The organism is Microcoleus sp. T3_D1, from assembly GCF_036700405.1.
Classification (GTDB): Bacteria; Cyanobacteriota; Cyanobacteriia; order Cyanobacteriales; family Microcoleaceae; genus Microcoleus.
In genome coordinates this window covers 62,512-78,379 of the sequence record NZ_JAUBOV010000012.1, presented here as the reverse complement: position 1 = coordinate 78,379, position 15,868 = coordinate 62,512, and the positions used below count along the sequence as shown (strand labels likewise).

Annotated in this window: 15 protein-coding genes; 11 read left to right on the top strand and 4 right to left on the bottom strand. The window is 46.1% G+C overall.

Annotated features, from left to right (window positions below; all coding sequences use genetic code 11):
- Window positions 1–83: 83 nt before the first annotated feature.
- From QT992_RS08380 to QT992_RS08370, 3 genes are read left to right on the top strand one after another with little or no spacing between them, the layout of a single operon-like run.
- Window positions 84–1,064: a HemK/PrmC family methyltransferase gene (locus tag QT992_RS08380; RefSeq protein WP_333316195.1), complete on the top strand. Its 981-nt coding sequence runs from the start codon at window positions 84–86 to the stop codon at window positions 1,062–1,064.
- 60 nt (window positions 1,065–1,124) lie between these two features.
- Window positions 1,125–1,718, top strand: a complete 594-nt coding sequence (locus QT992_RS08375) for an L-threonylcarbamoyladenylate synthase (protein WP_333316193.1) — start codon at window positions 1,125–1,127, stop codon at window positions 1,716–1,718.
- A gap of 25 nt (window positions 1,719–1,743) precedes the next feature.
- Window positions 1,744–2,679: a sensor histidine kinase gene (locus QT992_RS08370; RefSeq protein WP_333145144.1), complete on the top strand. Its 936-nt coding sequence runs from the start codon at window positions 1,744–1,746 to the stop codon at window positions 2,677–2,679.
- A gap of 178 nt (window positions 2,680–2,857) precedes the next feature.
- On the opposite strand, the gene QT992_RS08365 is transcribed toward QT992_RS08370, so the two are convergent.
- Window positions 2,858–3,346, bottom strand: a complete 489-nt coding sequence (locus QT992_RS08365) for a GNAT family N-acetyltransferase (RefSeq protein WP_333163027.1) — start codon at window positions 3,344–3,346, stop codon at window positions 2,858–2,860.
- A gap of 641 nt (window positions 3,347–3,987) precedes the next feature.
- The gene (hemB, locus tag QT992_RS08360; protein WP_333107810.1) at window positions 3,988–4,971 is read right to left on the bottom strand and encodes a porphobilinogen synthase; all 984 of its coding nucleotides are present in this window, start codon (window positions 4,969–4,971) and stop codon (window positions 3,988–3,990) included.
- Between the two features lie 374 nt (window positions 4,972–5,345).
- Between hemB and QT992_RS08355 the strand changes: the two genes are divergently transcribed.
- The 3 genes from QT992_RS08355 to QT992_RS08345 all read left to right on the top strand — a co-directional run bounded on the left by QT992_RS08355 (window position 5,346) and on the right by QT992_RS08345 (window position 7,429).
- A complete protein-coding gene (locus tag QT992_RS08355) occupies window positions 5,346–6,338 on the top strand; it encodes a DUF1517 domain-containing protein (RefSeq protein ID WP_333316189.1) in 993 nt (330 codons plus the stop codon).
- Window positions 6,339–6,668: 330 nt separating this feature from the next.
- A complete protein-coding gene (locus QT992_RS08350) occupies window positions 6,669–7,223 on the top strand; it encodes a cyclic nucleotide-binding domain-containing protein (protein WP_333316187.1) in 555 nt (184 codons plus the stop codon).
- Window positions 7,224–7,285: 62 nt separating this feature from the next.
- Window positions 7,286–7,429 carry a hypothetical protein gene (locus tag QT992_RS08345; protein WP_333316185.1) on the top strand — a complete coding sequence of 48 codons (144 nt, stop codon included), beginning with the start codon at window positions 7,286–7,288 and terminating at the stop codon, window positions 7,427–7,429.
- Window positions 7,430–7,719: 290 nt separating this feature from the next.
- Here QT992_RS08345 and QT992_RS08340 read toward each other — a convergent pair whose 3' ends face one another.
- A complete protein-coding gene (locus tag QT992_RS08340; protein WP_333053284.1) occupies window positions 7,720–8,166 on the bottom strand; it encodes a hypothetical protein in 447 nt (148 codons plus the stop codon).
- On the opposite strand from QT992_RS08340, the gene QT992_RS08335 reads away from it, so the two are divergent.
- Window positions 8,152–8,409 (top strand): hypothetical protein, encoded by a 258-nt coding sequence (locus QT992_RS08335; protein ID WP_333316184.1) that lies wholly within the window; start codon window positions 8,152–8,154, stop codon window positions 8,407–8,409. The two genes, QT992_RS08340 and QT992_RS08335, sit on opposite strands and share 15 nt — an antisense overlap.
- 202 nt (window positions 8,410–8,611) lie before the next feature.
- On the opposite strand, the gene QT992_RS08330 is transcribed toward QT992_RS08335, so the two are convergent.
- Window positions 8,612–9,382 (bottom strand): hypothetical protein, encoded by a 771-nt coding sequence (locus QT992_RS08330; RefSeq protein ID WP_333316182.1) that lies wholly within the window; start codon window positions 9,380–9,382, stop codon window positions 8,612–8,614.
- A 1,178-nt stretch (window positions 9,383–10,560) separates the two neighbouring features.
- Here QT992_RS08330 and QT992_RS08325 point away from each other — a divergent pair.
- From QT992_RS08325 to uvrA, 4 genes are all read left to right on the top strand, one after another.
- Window positions 10,561–11,259: a class I SAM-dependent methyltransferase gene (locus tag QT992_RS08325; RefSeq protein WP_333150977.1), complete on the top strand. Its 699-nt coding sequence runs from the start codon at window positions 10,561–10,563 to the stop codon at window positions 11,257–11,259.
- 222 nt (window positions 11,260–11,481) lie between these two features.
- Window positions 11,482–12,108 carry a 7-carboxy-7-deazaguanine synthase QueE gene (locus tag QT992_RS08320; protein ID WP_333343074.1) on the top strand — a complete coding sequence of 209 codons (627 nt, stop codon included), beginning with the start codon at window positions 11,482–11,484 and terminating at the stop codon, window positions 12,106–12,108.
- A 245-nt stretch (window positions 12,109–12,353) separates the two neighbouring features.
- Window positions 12,354–12,797, top strand: coding sequence for a retroviral-like aspartic protease family protein (locus tag QT992_RS08315; protein WP_333316243.1), 444 nt, complete (start codon window positions 12,354–12,356; stop codon window positions 12,795–12,797).
- Window positions 12,798–12,870: 73 nt separating this feature from the next.
- Window positions 12,871–15,831 carry an excinuclease ABC subunit UvrA gene (gene uvrA, locus QT992_RS08310; RefSeq protein WP_333338647.1) on the top strand — a complete coding sequence of 987 codons (2,961 nt, stop codon included), beginning with the start codon at window positions 12,871–12,873 and terminating at the stop codon, window positions 15,829–15,831.
- The last annotated feature ends 37 nt before the right edge of the window (window positions 15,832–15,868 follow it).

Genomic DNA, 15,868 nt, shown 5'->3' with positions numbered 1-15,868 from the left:
TCTCGACTCAACCTACTATTTACGAATTAGCAATTAGCAATTAACAATTAGCAATTAGCAATTAGCAATTATTACAAAGTCTTATGTTTGTTTCTGGTTTAGAGCTTTGGGAATGGGCGAATCAAGCTAAAACCGAGGCGATATCCTCTGACATTCCCCTAGCAGAAATCGACTGGCTGCTGAAAGAGCTGGCGGGTTTGGATAGGTTGGCTCTGCGTTTGGAGTCGTTTAAAGATTTGCCAAAAATTGAATTAAAGTTGTCTTTATCGGAACTTGCTCAATTGTGGCAGCGGCGCTTGCAGGAACGGGTGCCGGTGCAGTATTTAACGGGAGTTGCACATTGGCGGCATTTTTCGCTCAAAGTAACGCCGGCGGTGCTAATTCCGCGTCCTGAAACAGAATTGCTGATCGATTTGGCTGTAGAAGCTGTTAAAAGCCGTTTAGAAGCAGAAAATATCAATCAAAAATCTACCCCCCCCAACCCCCCCTTAGTAAGGGGGGGAGAAGATTTAAACTTCTCCGAGCTTCGGGGGGGAGAATTGACCAAATCGCATTGGGTGGATTTGGGGACGGGCAGCGGGGCGATCGCGATCGGCTTAGCTTCTGCGTTGACAAATGCTAGGGTTTATGCAGTAGATTGCAGTTCGGAAGCTTTGGCAGTTGCTCGACTGAATGCTGAGAATTTGGGCTTTGAATCGCGAATTAATTTTTATCAAGGTTCGTGGTGGGAACCGCTAGAATTTCTCAAAGGTCAAGTCAGCGGGATGGTGTCTAACCCCCCTTACATTCCCAGCAGCACGGTGCTGACTCTGGAACCGGAAGTTTTGAAGCACGAACCTCATCTGGCCTTAGACGGCGGTTTTGACGGGTTAGAGTGCATCCGGCATTTGGTAGAAACGGCTCCCGATTATTTAGAATCGGGGGGAGTTTGGCTGGTTGAGATGATGGCGGGACAAGAAACGGCGGTAGCTGATATGCTGCAAAGTCACGGGAGTTATGGCAAAGTTCAGATATTTTCGGATTTAGCAGGAATCGATCGGTTTGCCTTAGCCTACCGTCTGTAGGTTTCAAGAATATGTCGTACTTCTAAAATCTAAAATCTAAAATCTAAAATCTAAAATGTCATGACACAAGTTTCGATCGATGCCCTAGTTCAAGGGGCAATTTCTGGTAATCATATTGTCAGTTTTCCTACAGATACTGTACCCGCTTTGGCTGCGCGTCCCGATCGCTCGGAGTTGATTTTTGCCGCTAAACGTCGCAGTCAAGACAAACCGCTAATTTTGATGGCAGCATCGGCCAAGGCTTTATGGCCTTACGTGCAGGGGAGTCCAGCAGAGTTTAAATTGTGGCAGCAAGTGGCCGAATCCTATTGGCCGGGGGCGTTAACTTTGGTACTGCCGGCTTCGCCAAAAGTCCCGGCGGCCATGAATTCGATCGACCCAACTACAATCGGAGTACGAGTCCCTAACCTTACCCTTGCCCTAAAGATTCTAGAGCAGACAGGCCCTTTGGCTACTACCAGTGCTAATTTATCCGGTCAGCCGCCTCTGGAATCGGTGGCAGAAATTGAGGCTCAGTTTCCCGAAGTCTTGACATTAGTTCCTTCTGAATTAGCAACAGCGACAACTGCTTCGAGTTTGCCTTCGACTGTGGCTAAATGGACGGGCAGCGGGTGGGAAATATTGCGACAAGGCACGATCGAGTTAGAATGCTAAAAGCTAAACTCCAAGGCAAAGCAATATGGCGCCGATCGGCTGGAGCAACTTTATATATTTAGGTATGGGACTGGGGCTGGGTTTGGGAAGCAGTTTGATTTGGCGCCTGCGGCAAAAAAGCTCGCAACAGCCCGAACCGGCGCCCAAAGTAGCCCCACCTCCTCAAGAAATTCACTTAGAGAAGTTTGATGCTCTTTCCGAGCAACTTAAGCAAACTCAATTGGCTTATCAGATGGCATCGGAGATGAGCCAATTTAAGGCGGGTTTTTTGGCTCGAACTTCTCACGAGTTGCGATCGCCCCTGAGCACTATGATTGGTACGCTGCAATTAATTCTCTCGGATTTGTGCGACGATCCGGCTGAGGAACGAGAGTTTGTCGAGCAAGCTCACGTCGCGGCACTCAAGCTGGTGAAATTAATAGATGAAATTATCTCTGTTGCTAAAACTGAACACGGCACTGAAAGGATGGATATTGAGCCGATTCAGTTAGCTAAGGTTTTTGACGAGGTTGATGATTTAACTTACTTGCAAGCTGCTAATCGCGGCATTCGTTTGGAGATATTGCCGCCAGACCCCGGGATTTATGTATTGGCAGATTTGCCGAGGTTTAGGCAAGTTTTAGTCAATTTGGTAGATACTGCTGTGGCTCAGATGGAGGAGGGGAGTATTTCTGTTTCGGCGCATTCTTCGCCGGAATCTGGATACGTTCACATTTGGGTGGACGATCAGCGTTCAGTGAGTGCTTGGAGCGAGTCTTGGGATTTGCTGAAGCACGATTTGGAGTGTGATATTACCAAGAGCAGCGATAATTCTCAGGTGTCTTCTGGAATGAGGTTATTGATGAATCAGACTCTTTTAAGTTTGATGAGCGGAAAGTTGGAGGTTCTGGCCGTGCCTTCTGAGTCCGAAGAGTGCAATTTTAACCGGACTCAGTGTTCTATTCCTTTGGCAACTTTCTGATGAAGAAAGTTCGGCAACGAGCAATCTACGGGATTTAATAGACATAGGAGTGAAAAGCCTGTCTTGAACAGGCTTTCCGGCCTGTTCCACAAGAATTATTGGAGATGTCTAATAGGGAGTAAGGTGCGCTGCGACGCACCCTACATATTATAGATTTTGGTGCAATTTTTGTGCGGATTTAACAATTAGCAGTTAGCAATTCGCCGTTGCTAATTTCTAATTCGAGATTTTCTTCTAGAAGCTGATTTTCAAGTACCATTGTGGTGCTAGCGTTTGGCTGAAAACCGATGCGCTCGTAGAAGCTTTGTTTGTAAGTTGTCATCAGGTAAACTCGCTCTACTCGGCACATCCGAGGGTGACTCAAGACGGTTTGCACTAATTTGCGGCCGAGTCCTGCACCTTGGTAATCCGGGTGAATGGCGACATCCCAGATGGTAGCTCGATAGATGCCATCTGAGGTGGCTCTGGCAAAGCCGATCGCTCGTGAGCCGTCCCAAACTGTAACAACTGGTTCGCTGTTGGCGATCGCAATTTCCCAATCTTCTATCTTGCGTTCCCTCGCCCAAAAGGCGGCGGCTTTAAATAGTTCTTGGATCTGTACGATGTCGGCGCGATCGCGACCTATACAAAATTGAATGTGACTGGAATCCCTAGTCGTTGATGTCATGCTCAATCTGCCTTGAAGTTGTATCTCAACTGTGTTACTTTTACTGTTTTACACGAGTGAAAGTTGATTTTGCGTGGGAACTATCAATGGTTGAATTCCCCATTTACAAAACTATTTTTATTCATACATATTTTCTAACTAATTTCGGTGATGATTAATACTTTTTGGGGTAAATTTTGAAAAAAAGTCTTTGACTCAAAATTCCCAACTTAGAACTCATACCATTTGATATTTGAGATTAGAGATTTTAGATGGGGAATGACTGATTTTTTAGGGGTTGGGAGTTTGTCTACAGAGAAACCGGGTTTTTTCATAGCAATACTTCGTTACAACTGAAATGTTGCACCATTGTCAATAAGCTTTTTATGAACAGGCAAGATGCCTGTTCCACAAGAAAATTCACTCTTTGTGGAACAGGCATCTTGCCTGTTCCTGAGAATGGTGCAATATCTCAGTTACAGCCCACTGAAACGGTAAAAACCCGGTTTCGAGGCGTCGTTTATCGGTAAGCGTAAGCTATAGCTAGTGTCTTGCCTAATTGCTCAAAAAGCATCTATCGAGAGAGGTGTTGACTCCACAAGAACACCCGAAGATTGTGGTGTGGAGTCAAATCTCTAATCTCTAATCTCAAATTAAGTGAATCAGTTTTGCAACCAGCGGGCGGCGTCTTTGGCGTGATAAGTCAAAATCAAATCACAACCAGCACGCTTGAATCCTGTCAAAGTTTCCATCACTACTCTTTCTTCATCTATCCAACCGTTGAGGGCGGCGGCTTTCACCATCGCATATTCGCCAGAAACGTTGTAAGCAGCAACTGGCAGATTAGTTGCTTCCTTCACGCGCCAGATGATGTCCATGTAAGCTAAAGCGGGTTTAACCATGAGCATATCTGCGCCTTCGGCAATGTCGAGAGCAATTTCTTTCAGAGCTTCGCGGCCGTTTCCGGGGTCCATTTGATAGGTGCGTCGATCGCCAAATTGCGGAGCAGACTCTGCTGCATCTCGGAATGGGCCATAATAAGCTGAGGCGTATTTTGCCGCGTAAGACATGATGGGAATATCTTCAAATCCAGCGGAGTCCAATCCTTCGCGAATTGCTCCGACAAAACCGTCCATCATTCCCGAAGGTGCGATAATATCTGCACCGGCTTTAGCTTGAGCAACTGCGGTTTTCTTCAGCAATTCTAGTGTGGGATCGTTCAAGACGCGGCCGCTTAAATCTCCGACTTCCAAATAGCCGCAATGACCGTGACTGGTATATTCGCACAGACAAGTATCGACCATGACGATTAAATCTGGTACGGCTTTTTTAACTGCTTCCGTCGCTTGTTGAACGATGCCACAATCGTGCCAAGCACCTGTAGCATCTGTATCTTTGTCTGCGGGAATGCCGAATAAAATAATAGCGGGAATGCCGAGGTCGTAGACTTCTTTTGCTTCTTCTACTATTTTGTCTACCGATAGCTGGTAAACTCCGGGCATCGATGTGACTTCTTTAGCAAAAGCTTCCCCCGGTACGGCAAATAGGGGGTAAATTAAATCGCTGGTTGTCAAGATATTTTCGCGTACCATCCGGCGGAGTTGGGGATGGTTGCGGAGGCGGCGGGGGCGGTGAGTTGGAAACATAATGTTTTTTTTACGGTAGATAAAGCCCTGTTTTCTAGGACTCGTGGCGCTTCTTTAAAAGTCTAGAGCTTATTGTTGGCCGATCGCCCTGTACTTAAGTAAAGTTCTGTAAAACCCGCGATGTCGATTAGACCTAGAAGTGAAAATCAAGTCTTGAACAGGCAAGATGCCTGTTCCACAATAATTATTCCAGAGGTCTATTGTTCTCCGCATCGGAATGCAAGTCCTTTCTAGGTTTTCTCGTTTGCAGACTCAGGCATAACTGTGGTGGGATCGGTTGGTACGGATATCTCGCTGGCTTCACACCTATAACCAGGCTGCCCAGAAGCGAGAATAAACTGTAAATTATAAATGTATCGAAAAGTAACGGTCTTATGTACAAGCAACTAATTTCAAAGATCAAACCGCTTTTGAAATCACTATTTGCGATCGGTCTGGTACTGACGCTAGCCCTGGGTAACGCTGATGGAGCTCTGGCTGCCCGCAGCGGCGGACGCATCGGCGGCGGATCTTTTAGTGCTCCGGCGCGCAGTTACTCGTCTCCTAGTCGCACTTACGCGCCGTCGGGAGGAGGCTACTACCCCGGCGGCTATGGTGGCGGCTTTGGCGGCGGCTTCGGTTTCCCGTTCTTACTGCCGTTTTTTGGCTTTGGGGGCGGGTTTGGCGGCCTGTTCTCGATTTTGATTTTTATTTCGATCGCTAATTTCCTCGTCCAAAGCTTCCGCCGCGCCGGGGGCGGAACTGACGAACTGGGCAACAGCGCCCCTACTACCACTGTATCTGTCGCCCGCTTGCAAGTTGGTTTGCTAGCAGAGGCCCGCGGTTTGCAAGCCGAACTCGACTCCCTAGCGCGAAAAGCGGATACCGATACAGCAGCCGGTCGCGCTCAAGTGCTGCAAGAATCTACTCTGGCGCTGCTGCGGCATCCTGAATACTGGGTTTACGCGGGCGCTGAATCTGTGCAAACTCGCTTGGAAGCAGCCGAAGCTAAGTTTAATCAACTTTCTTTGGCAGAACGCAGTAAATTTACTGAAGAAACGCTCTCGAATTATAACAATCAGCTCCGGCAAGCAGGGAGCAGCAATATCCTGCCAGGTTTGCAGGAAAATGGGGCGCTGGTGGCTTCTGATGTGAATTCAGATCCTGGGGAATTTATTGTGGTGACGGTGATTGTCGGTACTCAAGGTAAATTGCAATTGCCAGCAGTGAAAAACTCTGAAGATTTGCGCCAAGCTTTGCGCCAGATTGGGGGAGTATCGAGCGAGCAGTTGCTGGCGGTTGAGGTGCTGTGGACTCCTCAAGCGAACGGGGACACTCTGACTGCTGACGATATGTTGGCCGGCTATCCTGATTTGCGATCGATTTAGTGAGCAAGACTGGGCGCGGAGCATTGTCTGCCGCGCCCCATCCCGCACCAAAGCTGGGCGGGTGAACCCAATTCCTTTTGAGACGGGAATTTTACACGAGTTTTTTGAGGTCGATCGAGTTAAAAAAGATTGTTTAACAAATGCTAGTATTGAGAGATTATGATTCAGCGTGATTCATCTGCTATTGGCAAAGCCTGCCGGATATGGGTTTTGCTAATAAGTTAGGCAGGATAAGAAAAACTTTATTGAGCGAGGACTGCTTCGGAAGAAGTTGCGATCGCGCGCCATCTAAATTTTATATAAAGAAGAAGCGATCGAGAGCTAAAACTTATGGCCGACAGCAGCAGAAAAAAAGCACTTTTTATTTTGAGCCAGTTAAATAATGACGATATCAACTGGATCGTCCAAAAAGGCAAAAAGGAAGTTTTAGATCCGGGCGGGATTTTGATCCAGGAAGGGAGGCAGATAGATGCGCTATACATTGTTTTGAAGGGGAGTTTAAGCGTTTTAATCGAGGCTGAGCGGACTAGAGAACTCGCTAAAATAGCCAGCGGAGAACTGGTGGGAGAAGTCTCTTTCATTGATGCTCGCCCTCCTTTGGCAACGGTGAAGGCGATCGAAGAAACTCACTTGCTGGCAATTCCCAGGCGACAGTTAGTAATCAAACTCGATCAAGATATGGGCTTTGCTTCGCGGTTTTATTATGGAATTTCACTGTGTCTGGCAGATAGGATGCGCGGTACGATCAGACATATAGAATATGGTCGCAATATAGAATTAGATCAACCAGAATTTGAACGCGAGGATATCAATCCTAACGTTCTGGAAAATTTGGCGCTAGCTGAGGCTAAGTTTAATTGGCTGAGGGAAAATGTTAAAGCTTGAGGTATTTTAAGGCGTTTTTGGGCTGGGTGTGAAAACTTGCCGATTGATACGGTAATTGAGAGGTGTACGATGTAACTCACATCTTGCACCATTCTGAAGAACAGGCTTTCCGGCCTGTTCCACAAAAAAATTCATCTCTTGTGGAACAGGCCGGAAAGCCTGTTCCTAAACAAGTAATTGAGAATGGTGCAATATCTCAGATGTAACTCACATCTTGCACCATTCTCAAGAAAAGGGTTTCCTGCCTGTTCCACAAAGAATGAGTTTTATTGTGAGGAGTAGGGGTCGGGCAGGAGACCCAGCCCAAAAAAGGATTATTGATATTGGTGCAAGATGTAAGATGTAACATCTCAACTCAAAAAACAGATGTGTAAAACAAAATAGGGGCAGGTTTTACCGGAAATATCGATCGATAATTGCCGGAACTATCAAAACCCGCCCCTGTGCTTTGCCGTTGCAAGCTCGCGCGCCCAAATGCAACTACCAACCACACAATCTAGATAATGCCCGGCCCTTTGCCACGGGTGTCTGCATCCATTGTCAGTTTTCCTTCCTCGCCTTTTTTATCTTTGATTTCTGCGAGAATTCGAGCCCGTTCTGCGGCTTCGGCTTCTTCTTTGGCTCTCAAATCGCCCGGTTCGTTGATGTACATTTCCGGTTCGATCGCGTAATTGTTAACCAGACCTTCTTTGTCTACTGTATAACCATCTGTAGTGTGAATGCTTTCGTCATCGGTTTGGTCATCAGTTTTTGCACTTTTCTGCTTCGCTTCGGTGGTTGTGTGCATGAAGTTAGCGCCTTCGCGTTCTTGTCGGGCTGCTGTCTCCGCAGGAGTAATGCCCCTGTCGTAGTGGGGGGCTTCCATATTGGCTTCGATTTGTTCGTCGGCCGGTGTTGATTTGCTAACTTCTTCTTTGGGGGGTATTGGTTGGCGATTAGTCATGATTTATTCCTGAGTTATCTTTTCAAAAAGGTCTTTGGCTTATGTTTAAATATTAATCCAAAGCTAGCTCATTCACAAACTATCTTTGGTTATAGTTGGCAAGAAGTTGCTGTCATAGCAGATATTGAAGGAAGAACGAAGAAGGAAGAAGGTTTTAGTTATCTAGGAGAGAAGGAAAAAGCAATCTTCCGCAAGGGTTTCAGCATTAAGAACGTCCTAACCGTCAGGGCGGTTGCTATATGAAAAATATATTTATTGAGTCTTCCTCAAGACTGATAAAATTTTCTCTTCCTTAAGACTTTTAGTATTCGCGAGCCTTTGCCATCTATCTAAAGATAGATATGTGCAAATGGGAACTTGAGAATTGGTAATTGGGAGAAGGACTAATGACTAATCACTAATGAGAAATGGCTCATCACTAATGACTAATCACTAATCACTTCTTTTATGCTTCTTTAAAGAAGCGGAGGATTTCGCGGACGTGGTTGAGAAATTGTCCGTCATCGGTGAGTTGGGCGATCGCACTTTCTGCATCTCTTCTCAGTTTAGTGTGCTCTGCCTGATTTGTCGCTTGCAAAGATTGTAGAGATGCGGATAAAGTAGTTAATTCTCTTCTGATCGCTTCCCGTTCCCGATTTTGGACAGCCACCCACGAATTCGGATTGTCTGAACTTATTTGATTGGCCAAATCTTTAACTGTAGATTCTAATTGTGCAAAGCGGCTGCGGAGTTCGACAATATCTTCACGGGGGTGCAAAAATTGGCGGCGGATACTTGTCAGCCGCTGGGCTAAATACTGATAACCTCGGATAGCTGGACGCAGTACAGTTAACAGCAGTGCAGCAGCGGAACTGAGATAGCCAACAGCACTAATTCCGGCGGCGGCTAGGGCGTAAAGTGCGATCGCGCTAAACAGGTGAAGTGCGATCGCCGCCAAGAGCGATCGGCTAACTAATACAGTAACGTATTGTAGTTGTTCCCGATCGACAGCAATGTTTTTTTTAGTCGATTCGGCGGCTTGCGCTAAAACTTCTTTAGCTTCAAAGTGGATATTCCAGGGAACTGTAACTATCAGCAACAGCCATTCAAAAATAGCAATGGCAATTATCCAATCAATAAAACTGCCGGCGGAGACGTGCAGCCATTGCAGAATGGCAAAAACTAGCAGCAAAAATATGCCTGTGGCGGCACCAAAACCTGCGAAAGTGTAATACATAGCGATCGCCTTGGTAGAATGTTGTTTTGATTGTGGGTAGGTGGTTTAGGTCTGGAGGAATAAACTGTGACAGTTAAGTGAGCGTCCTATTAATCCCGGTTCATTAGTTATGAGTAAAAGTGCAGGCCAAGGGTTGCGGTAAACCTGTTTTTTCCCGCCAATACTTGCTCTACCTCAATCGTGCAAGGTAGTTGAGATTTGGGGTAGGTTGTTTAAGTATGGATTCATAAAGTGTGACAGTTAAGAAATCGTCCTATTGAACCCAGTTTATTAGTGATTAGTAATACTCCGGGAGACAAGGGTTTCCAGACGCCTAGTTTGTTCCAGGAACATACACGGGCTTGAACCCATCCATAATAGTTAAAGGAAACGGTTTTTTGGTTTGGGATCGATTAAAAGGGCGGGTTTTTGAGATTGTCAATTATTGGCAGATATTGTTCGTGAACCCGCCCCTACCGTATTAGGGATAATCGATCGGACATGATATAAGTCCTCAATAATTACTCATTGACGATTAAGTAGAACGACACAAACAAACTTGACAATGTAACAAAATGTAAACGAATCACAACCTTTGGGATTGCTTCATTTCACTGGCAATGACATACTTATGTTTTTCGCAGTTCATCTAGTTAGGATCGCGAATTAAATAACTTACAATTTTAGTTGTTATTGTGGGATGGGCGTCCCGCCCGTCCTTTTTGGACGGGCGGGACGCCCATCCCACTTTCAAGAGTGGAAGTTATTTAACTCTCATTCCTTAGTAATCAGGATGAAGTCACTTTCTCCCCAACTCATACCATTTGAGATTTGAGATTTGAGATGGGGAATGGCTGATTATGTATGGGTTTGCAGATTGTATACAGTTGCATTCGTTTTTTGAACTGGTATCACTAACGGGGTTACGCGGTGCTAGTGCTAGAAAAGTAGGAATCTCAAAACGCTCCCCTCTATCGATTTTTATTTTCCAGAGCTGCGAAATCACCTGCGGCTGAGATAAACTGATTTGGAAGTAGAGCGTGCGTTTTGCAAGTGGCCTCTGTGTAACCGACACACTGCTACTGCAACCTGCCATCAGCCACAGCAAAATATATGCCTAAATTAACTCTACATTCTCCGATTTCCATTAACAGGGCGTCTAAAATCTAAAATCAAAAGTGAGCAGCAAGGACAAACCAATGGCGAACTCAACTCTTGGCCTAGAACATCAACTTTACGATTATCTGTTATCTATTTCTCTGCGGGAGCCAGATATTCTCGCTTCACTACGAGAAGAAACTGCTAAGCATCCTATGGGGATGATGCAGATTGCTCCCGAACAAGGTCAGTTTATGGAGCTCATGGTGCAGCTTATGGGAGCGACCAAAACCTTAGAAATTGGCGTTTTTACTGGTTATAGCTCGCTGTGCGTAGCTTTAGCGCTGCCTCCTAACGGTCAAATTATTGCCTGCGATGTCAGCGAGGAATATACTGCGATCGCACGACGCTATTGGGAAGCTGCGGGCGTTGCTAATAAGATTTCTTTGCAGTTGGGCCCAGCAATAAATACTCTCGACAAACTAATAGCCGAGGGACAAGCAGGAACCTTTGATTTTGCCTTCATCGACGCCGATAAAGAAAATTATGAGGCTTATTTTGAGCGATCGCTGCAACTTGTACGCAATGGCGGTTTAATTGTAATTGACAATGTTCTGTGGTCTGGACGAGTTGCCGATCCTCAAGTACAAGACGAAAGCACCCTCGCCATTCGTAGTTTCAACGACAAATTGCGTAACGATCCCAGAGTTACTCTCAGTGTTGTCCCCATTGCTGACGGGCTGACTTTGGCCCTGAAACGCCGTTGGGCTACTCTGATGGAACCTGAACAGCATAATTAAAGAGTTATTTGCGGTTTGTGGTGGATTTCTAAGGATTTATACAAAAGCTATGAAGAAACCCGATTTCTGAGTCAAGCTTCTGAGATAAAACGGATATTTTTTTTCATAAACCCCGTTTATGCGTTCAGAACTGTTTTTATTTGCTGCAAACCGCGAAGAAATAACAATTTAAGAATATTATATCTAAACAACGTAACTAATTGATTTGAGGCGTAACTTCGGGTGTCTAATTTACAACTAAAATTACCAATTCACGAAACTTTTCAGTGTACTGTTCAAGGCGAAGGTTACTGGACGGGGACTTTAGTTGATTTTATCAGATTGGCAGGTTGCCCTGTGGGGTGTCCTTGGTGCGACACAGGCTACGAAAATGGGGGCAAAGGTTTGCCGTCTGTGCCGCAGTCGATCGCCCAATTGCTCGCTCAATTGCAGTCTCCGAGGGTGGTCATTACTGGCGGCGAACCTTTCATTCACCGCGATTTGCCGGAGTTAGTTGAAGCTTTGTTAGAAGCTGACAAGCAGGTGAGTATTGAAACTTCGGGTGCTTACTGGCAGGATGTTTCCCCGCAGGCTTGGATTACTCTTTCTCCTAAAGAACACCTCAATCCTAAATATCCGGTGCAAGAGCTTTTCTGGACTAGAGCCAATGAAATTAAGTTAGTGATTAGCACTGGCGCAGAAGTTGAATTTTATCACAAGCATTTGGAAAATAATGTGAATATTCCGGTTTTCTTGCAACCAGAATGGAACTCAAAAACTTCAGCGATTCCCATTATTTTGGAATTGCTGAAACAAAATCCTAGTTACAGGCTATCTTTGCAAACTCACAAGTTTATTGGCGTGCAATAATTTGATGATTTTGACTAGCTAGTAGGGACACGGGGGAGCATCTCAGTTTTGTAAAAAGCATTTTTTTGGTTGTAGTGCGAGCGTCCCCGCTCGCGTATTGTACAATACGCGAGCGGGGACGCTCGCACTGTAAATGCAAAACTGAGATGCTCCCGGACACGGCATTGCCGTGTCCCTACTTCACAAACCTGAAATCCGCTGTATATGCTAAAATTAAAGCAGCAATTTATGATAATTTGAACGTCATGGAAACAACTACGGAAACTCCAATGGGAAAAGTTATCACAACCCTAGTAATTACGAATCGGCTGGATGAAGGGAAAGCAGAAGATAATCTGATTCCAATCGAGCAAGTCAGGTCTGTTACTCTAGAAAATGTTTTAGTGGATACGGGCGCGACAACTTTGTGTTTGCCTAAAGATGTCATCGCCAGATTGGGTTTGAAAATTCTCAAGCAAGTAGTTGTGGAAACAGCCACGGGTATTAGTGAGGCGAGGATTTTTCAAGATGCCAAGATTTCTCTGTGCGGGCGCGAAGGGACTTTTGAGTGTTTGGAATTGCCAGAGGGAAAAACTCCACTTTTAGGGGTGATTCCGATGGAAGCGCTGGGAATTGAAGTCGATTTGAAAAATCAAAGATTGAAGGTTTTGCCCGACGGGCCGACGGAAACTTATTTGACGATTCTTTGATATTCTTGAGTTTGGATGCCAGCTATTCGATCTGCAGCGCTAAGATGGTTAAGCACTGTTTTGCACTACTCTCATGTCCCAACGCGCCGAAACCTCAAACAGCCAGCCAAGTGCATCCCGCAACGGGCATAATGTGACGAATTCTCACTCTCACAACCAAAATACGATTCGGGTTCGCGGTGCGAGACAGCACAACCTGAAAAATATCGATCTGGAACTGCCGCGCGATCGCCTGATCGTTTTTACTGGCGTCTCCGGTTCTGGTAAGTCTTCCCTCGCTTTCGATACAATTTTTGCCGAGGGACAGCGCCGCTACGTGGAGTCTCTCAGCGCCTACGCGCGCCAGTTTTTGGGACAGTTGGACAAACCGGATGTGGACGCGATCGAGGGCTTGAGTCCGGCTATTTCGATCGACCAAAAGTCAACTTCTCACAACCCGCGATCGACTGTTGGCACTGTTACAGAAATTTACGATTATCTCAGATTGCTGTACGGCAGAGCCGGCGAACCGCACTGTCCGATTTGCGATCGCTGCATTGCGCCGCAGACAATTGATGAAATGTGCGATCGAGTCATGGCACTTCCCGACGGCACTCGCTTTCACCTTCTGGCACCAGTTGTGCGCGGAAAAAAAGGCACTCACCGCAAATTATTGTCGAGTTTAGCTGCGGAAGGATTTATTCGCGTCAAAGTTAACGGAGAAATTTTAGAACTTTCGGAAAATATCGAATTAGATAAAAATCATACGCACAATATCGAGATAGTTGTCGATCGGTTAATTAAAAAACCCGGTTTAGAAGAACGTTTAGTTGATTCTCTGGCAACTTGTTTGCGCCATTCTGAGGGGATTGCGATTATTGAAGAGTTACCGACTGAAGAAAATTCCCAACCACAGGGGCCGATCGTATTTTCCGAAAACTTTGCTTGTCCCGAACACGGCGCAGTAATGGAGGAACTTTCACCCAGGTTATTTTCTTTTAATTCGCCCTACGGCGCGTGCCAAAACTGCCACGGTTTGGGGAGTTTGCGAACTTTTGCGCCGGAGTTGGTAGTTCCCGATGAGAAAGCACCTCTTTATTGTGCGATCGCACCTTGGTCAGACAAAGACAATTCCTATTATCTCTCTTTGCTTTGCAGTATTGCTGATACTTGCGGGTTTGATATCGACACTCCTTGGTATCGATTAAGGCCCGAACACCAGCAGGTAATTTTGTACGGCAATGAGTCCAAGCGCAGCGCAGAAGGTAAAAAGCGCGACGGCAGCACTGATTTTAGGAGAGATTTTAATGGCGTTATTTCCATGTTGCAGCGCCAGTACGACGATACTGGTTCTGATTTGATCAAGCAGAAGTTGGAACAGTATCGGGTCGATCGCTCTTGCGAGGTTTGTCACGGCAAGCGCTTGAAACCCGAGGCGCTTTCGGTGCGGTTGGGACAGTACGGAATTGTCGATTTAACCAGTATTTCGATTCGCGAATGCCGCGAACGAGTTAATAATTTGGGATTGAGCGATCGGCAATTCCAAATATCCGATTTAGCCCTGAGAGAAATCAAAGCAAGGCTGCAATTTTTGCTCGATGTCGGGTTAGATTACCTGACTTTAGATCGCGCAGCAATGACGCTTTCTGGCGGAGAAGCCCAGCGAATTCGGCTGGCGACTCAAATCGGTTCTGGTTTGACTGGTGTTCTCTACGTTTTGGACGAACCCAGCATCGGACTGCATCAAAGAGACAACTTTCGCCTGCTGCAAACCTTAACAAAATTGCGCGATTTAGGCAATACTTTGATTGTCGTAGAACACGATGAAGAAACCATGCGAGCGGCCGACCACATTGTGGATATCGGGCCCGGTGCTGGCGTTCACGGTGGCAAAATTATCTCGCAAGGAAGTTTAGAAAATTTGCTGGCTGCAGAAGAATCTTTGACCGGGGCTTATTTGTCTGGAAAGCGAGTAATTGAAACGCCTAATGAAAGGAGAAAAGGCAACGGCAAAGCTCTCTCAATCATAAATGCGACGCGCAACAATTTAAAAAATATTGACGTGGAAATTCCGCTGGGAAAACTTGTCTGCGTGACGGGGGTTTCCGGTTCGGGAAAATCAACTTTAATCAATGAATTGCTGTACCCGTCGCTGCAACATTATATCACCAAAAAAGTCCCTTTACCACCCGATATGGACGCCCTCAAAACTAAAGGGGAACGATCTCTAGAGGATGTGATTGATAAGGTAATTGTAATTGACCAATCTCCCATCGGCCGCACTCCGCGCTCTAATCCCGCTACTTACACGGGAGTCTTTGATGTGATTCGGGATTTGTTTGCCGAAAGCATTGAAGCGAAGGCAAGAGGTTACAAAGCGGGGCAGTTTTCTTTTAACGTGAAAGGGGGAAGGTGCGAAGCTTGCGGCGGCCAAGGCGTGAACGTAATTTCGATGAATTTTCTGCCGGATGTTTACGTGCAGTGCGAGGTTTGCAAGGGTGCACGGTACAACCGAGAAACGCTGCAAGTGAAGTACAAAGGCAAGTCGATTTCTGATGTTTTGAACATGACTGTAGAGGAATCTTTGGAAATGTTTAAAAATATTCCCAGGGCTGGCGTCAGACTGCAAACTTTGGTTGATGTTGGTTTGGGTTACATTCAGTTGGGGCAGGCGGCGCCGACGCTTTCGGGTGGCGAAGCGCAGCGGGTAAAACTGGCAACGGAACTGTCGCGCCGCGCTACTGGGAAGACGCTTTATTTGATTGATGAACCGACGACGGGTTTGTCGTTTTATGATGTTCACCATTTGTTAAATGTGCTGCAAAGATTGGTGGATAAGGGGAATTCAATTTTGGTAATCGAACACAATTTAGATGTGATTCGGTGCTGCGATTGGGCGATCGATTTAGGCCCGGAAGGGGGAGATAAGGGCGGCGAAATTATTGTGGCGGGAACGCCGGAGGATGTGGCGGCAAATCAGAGGTCTTATACTGGGAAGTATTTGCAAGCGGTTTTGCAGCAGCATCCTTTGGGGGAGGCCGTAGCTGTTAGCTAATAGTAACAGGAGTTACGCAATTATCACAATTAGTAAG

Excerpts from the sequence above, each read along its gene's own strand:
- QT992_RS08370 (WP_333145144.1), top strand. The coding sequence starts at position 1,744 with ATGGCGCCGATCGGCTGGAGCAACTTTATATATTTAGGTATGGGACTG.
- QT992_RS08340 (WP_333053284.1), bottom strand. The coding sequence starts at position 8,166 with ATGACTAATCGCCAACCAATACCCCCCAAAGAAGAAGTTAGCAAATCA.
- hemB (WP_333107810.1), bottom strand. The coding sequence starts at position 4,971 with ATGTTTCCAACTCACCGCCCCCGCCGCCTCCGCAACCATCCCCAACTC.
- QT992_RS08375 (WP_333316193.1), top strand. The coding sequence starts at position 1,125 with ATGACACAAGTTTCGATCGATGCCCTAGTTCAAGGGGCAATTTCTGGT.
- QT992_RS08315 (WP_333316243.1), top strand. The coding sequence starts at position 12,354 with ATGGAAACAACTACGGAAACTCCAATGGGAAAAGTTATCACAACCCTA.
- QT992_RS08365 (WP_333163027.1), bottom strand. The coding sequence starts at position 3,346 with ATGACATCAACGACTAGGGATTCCAGTCACATTCAATTTTGTATAGGT.
- QT992_RS08330 (WP_333316182.1), bottom strand. The coding sequence starts at position 9,382 with ATGTATTACACTTTCGCAGGTTTTGGTGCCGCCACAGGCATATTTTTG.
- QT992_RS08325 (WP_333150977.1), top strand. The coding sequence starts at position 10,561 with ATGGCGAACTCAACTCTTGGCCTAGAACATCAACTTTACGATTATCTG.
- QT992_RS08350 (WP_333316187.1), top strand. The coding sequence starts at position 6,669 with ATGGCCGACAGCAGCAGAAAAAAAGCACTTTTTATTTTGAGCCAGTTA.
- QT992_RS08355 (WP_333316189.1), top strand. The coding sequence starts at position 5,346 with ATGTACAAGCAACTAATTTCAAAGATCAAACCGCTTTTGAAATCACTA.
- QT992_RS08380 (WP_333316195.1), top strand. The coding sequence starts at position 84 with ATGTTTGTTTCTGGTTTAGAGCTTTGGGAATGGGCGAATCAAGCTAAA.
- uvrA (WP_333338647.1), top strand. The coding sequence starts at position 12,871 with ATGTCCCAACGCGCCGAAACCTCAAACAGCCAGCCAAGTGCATCCCGC.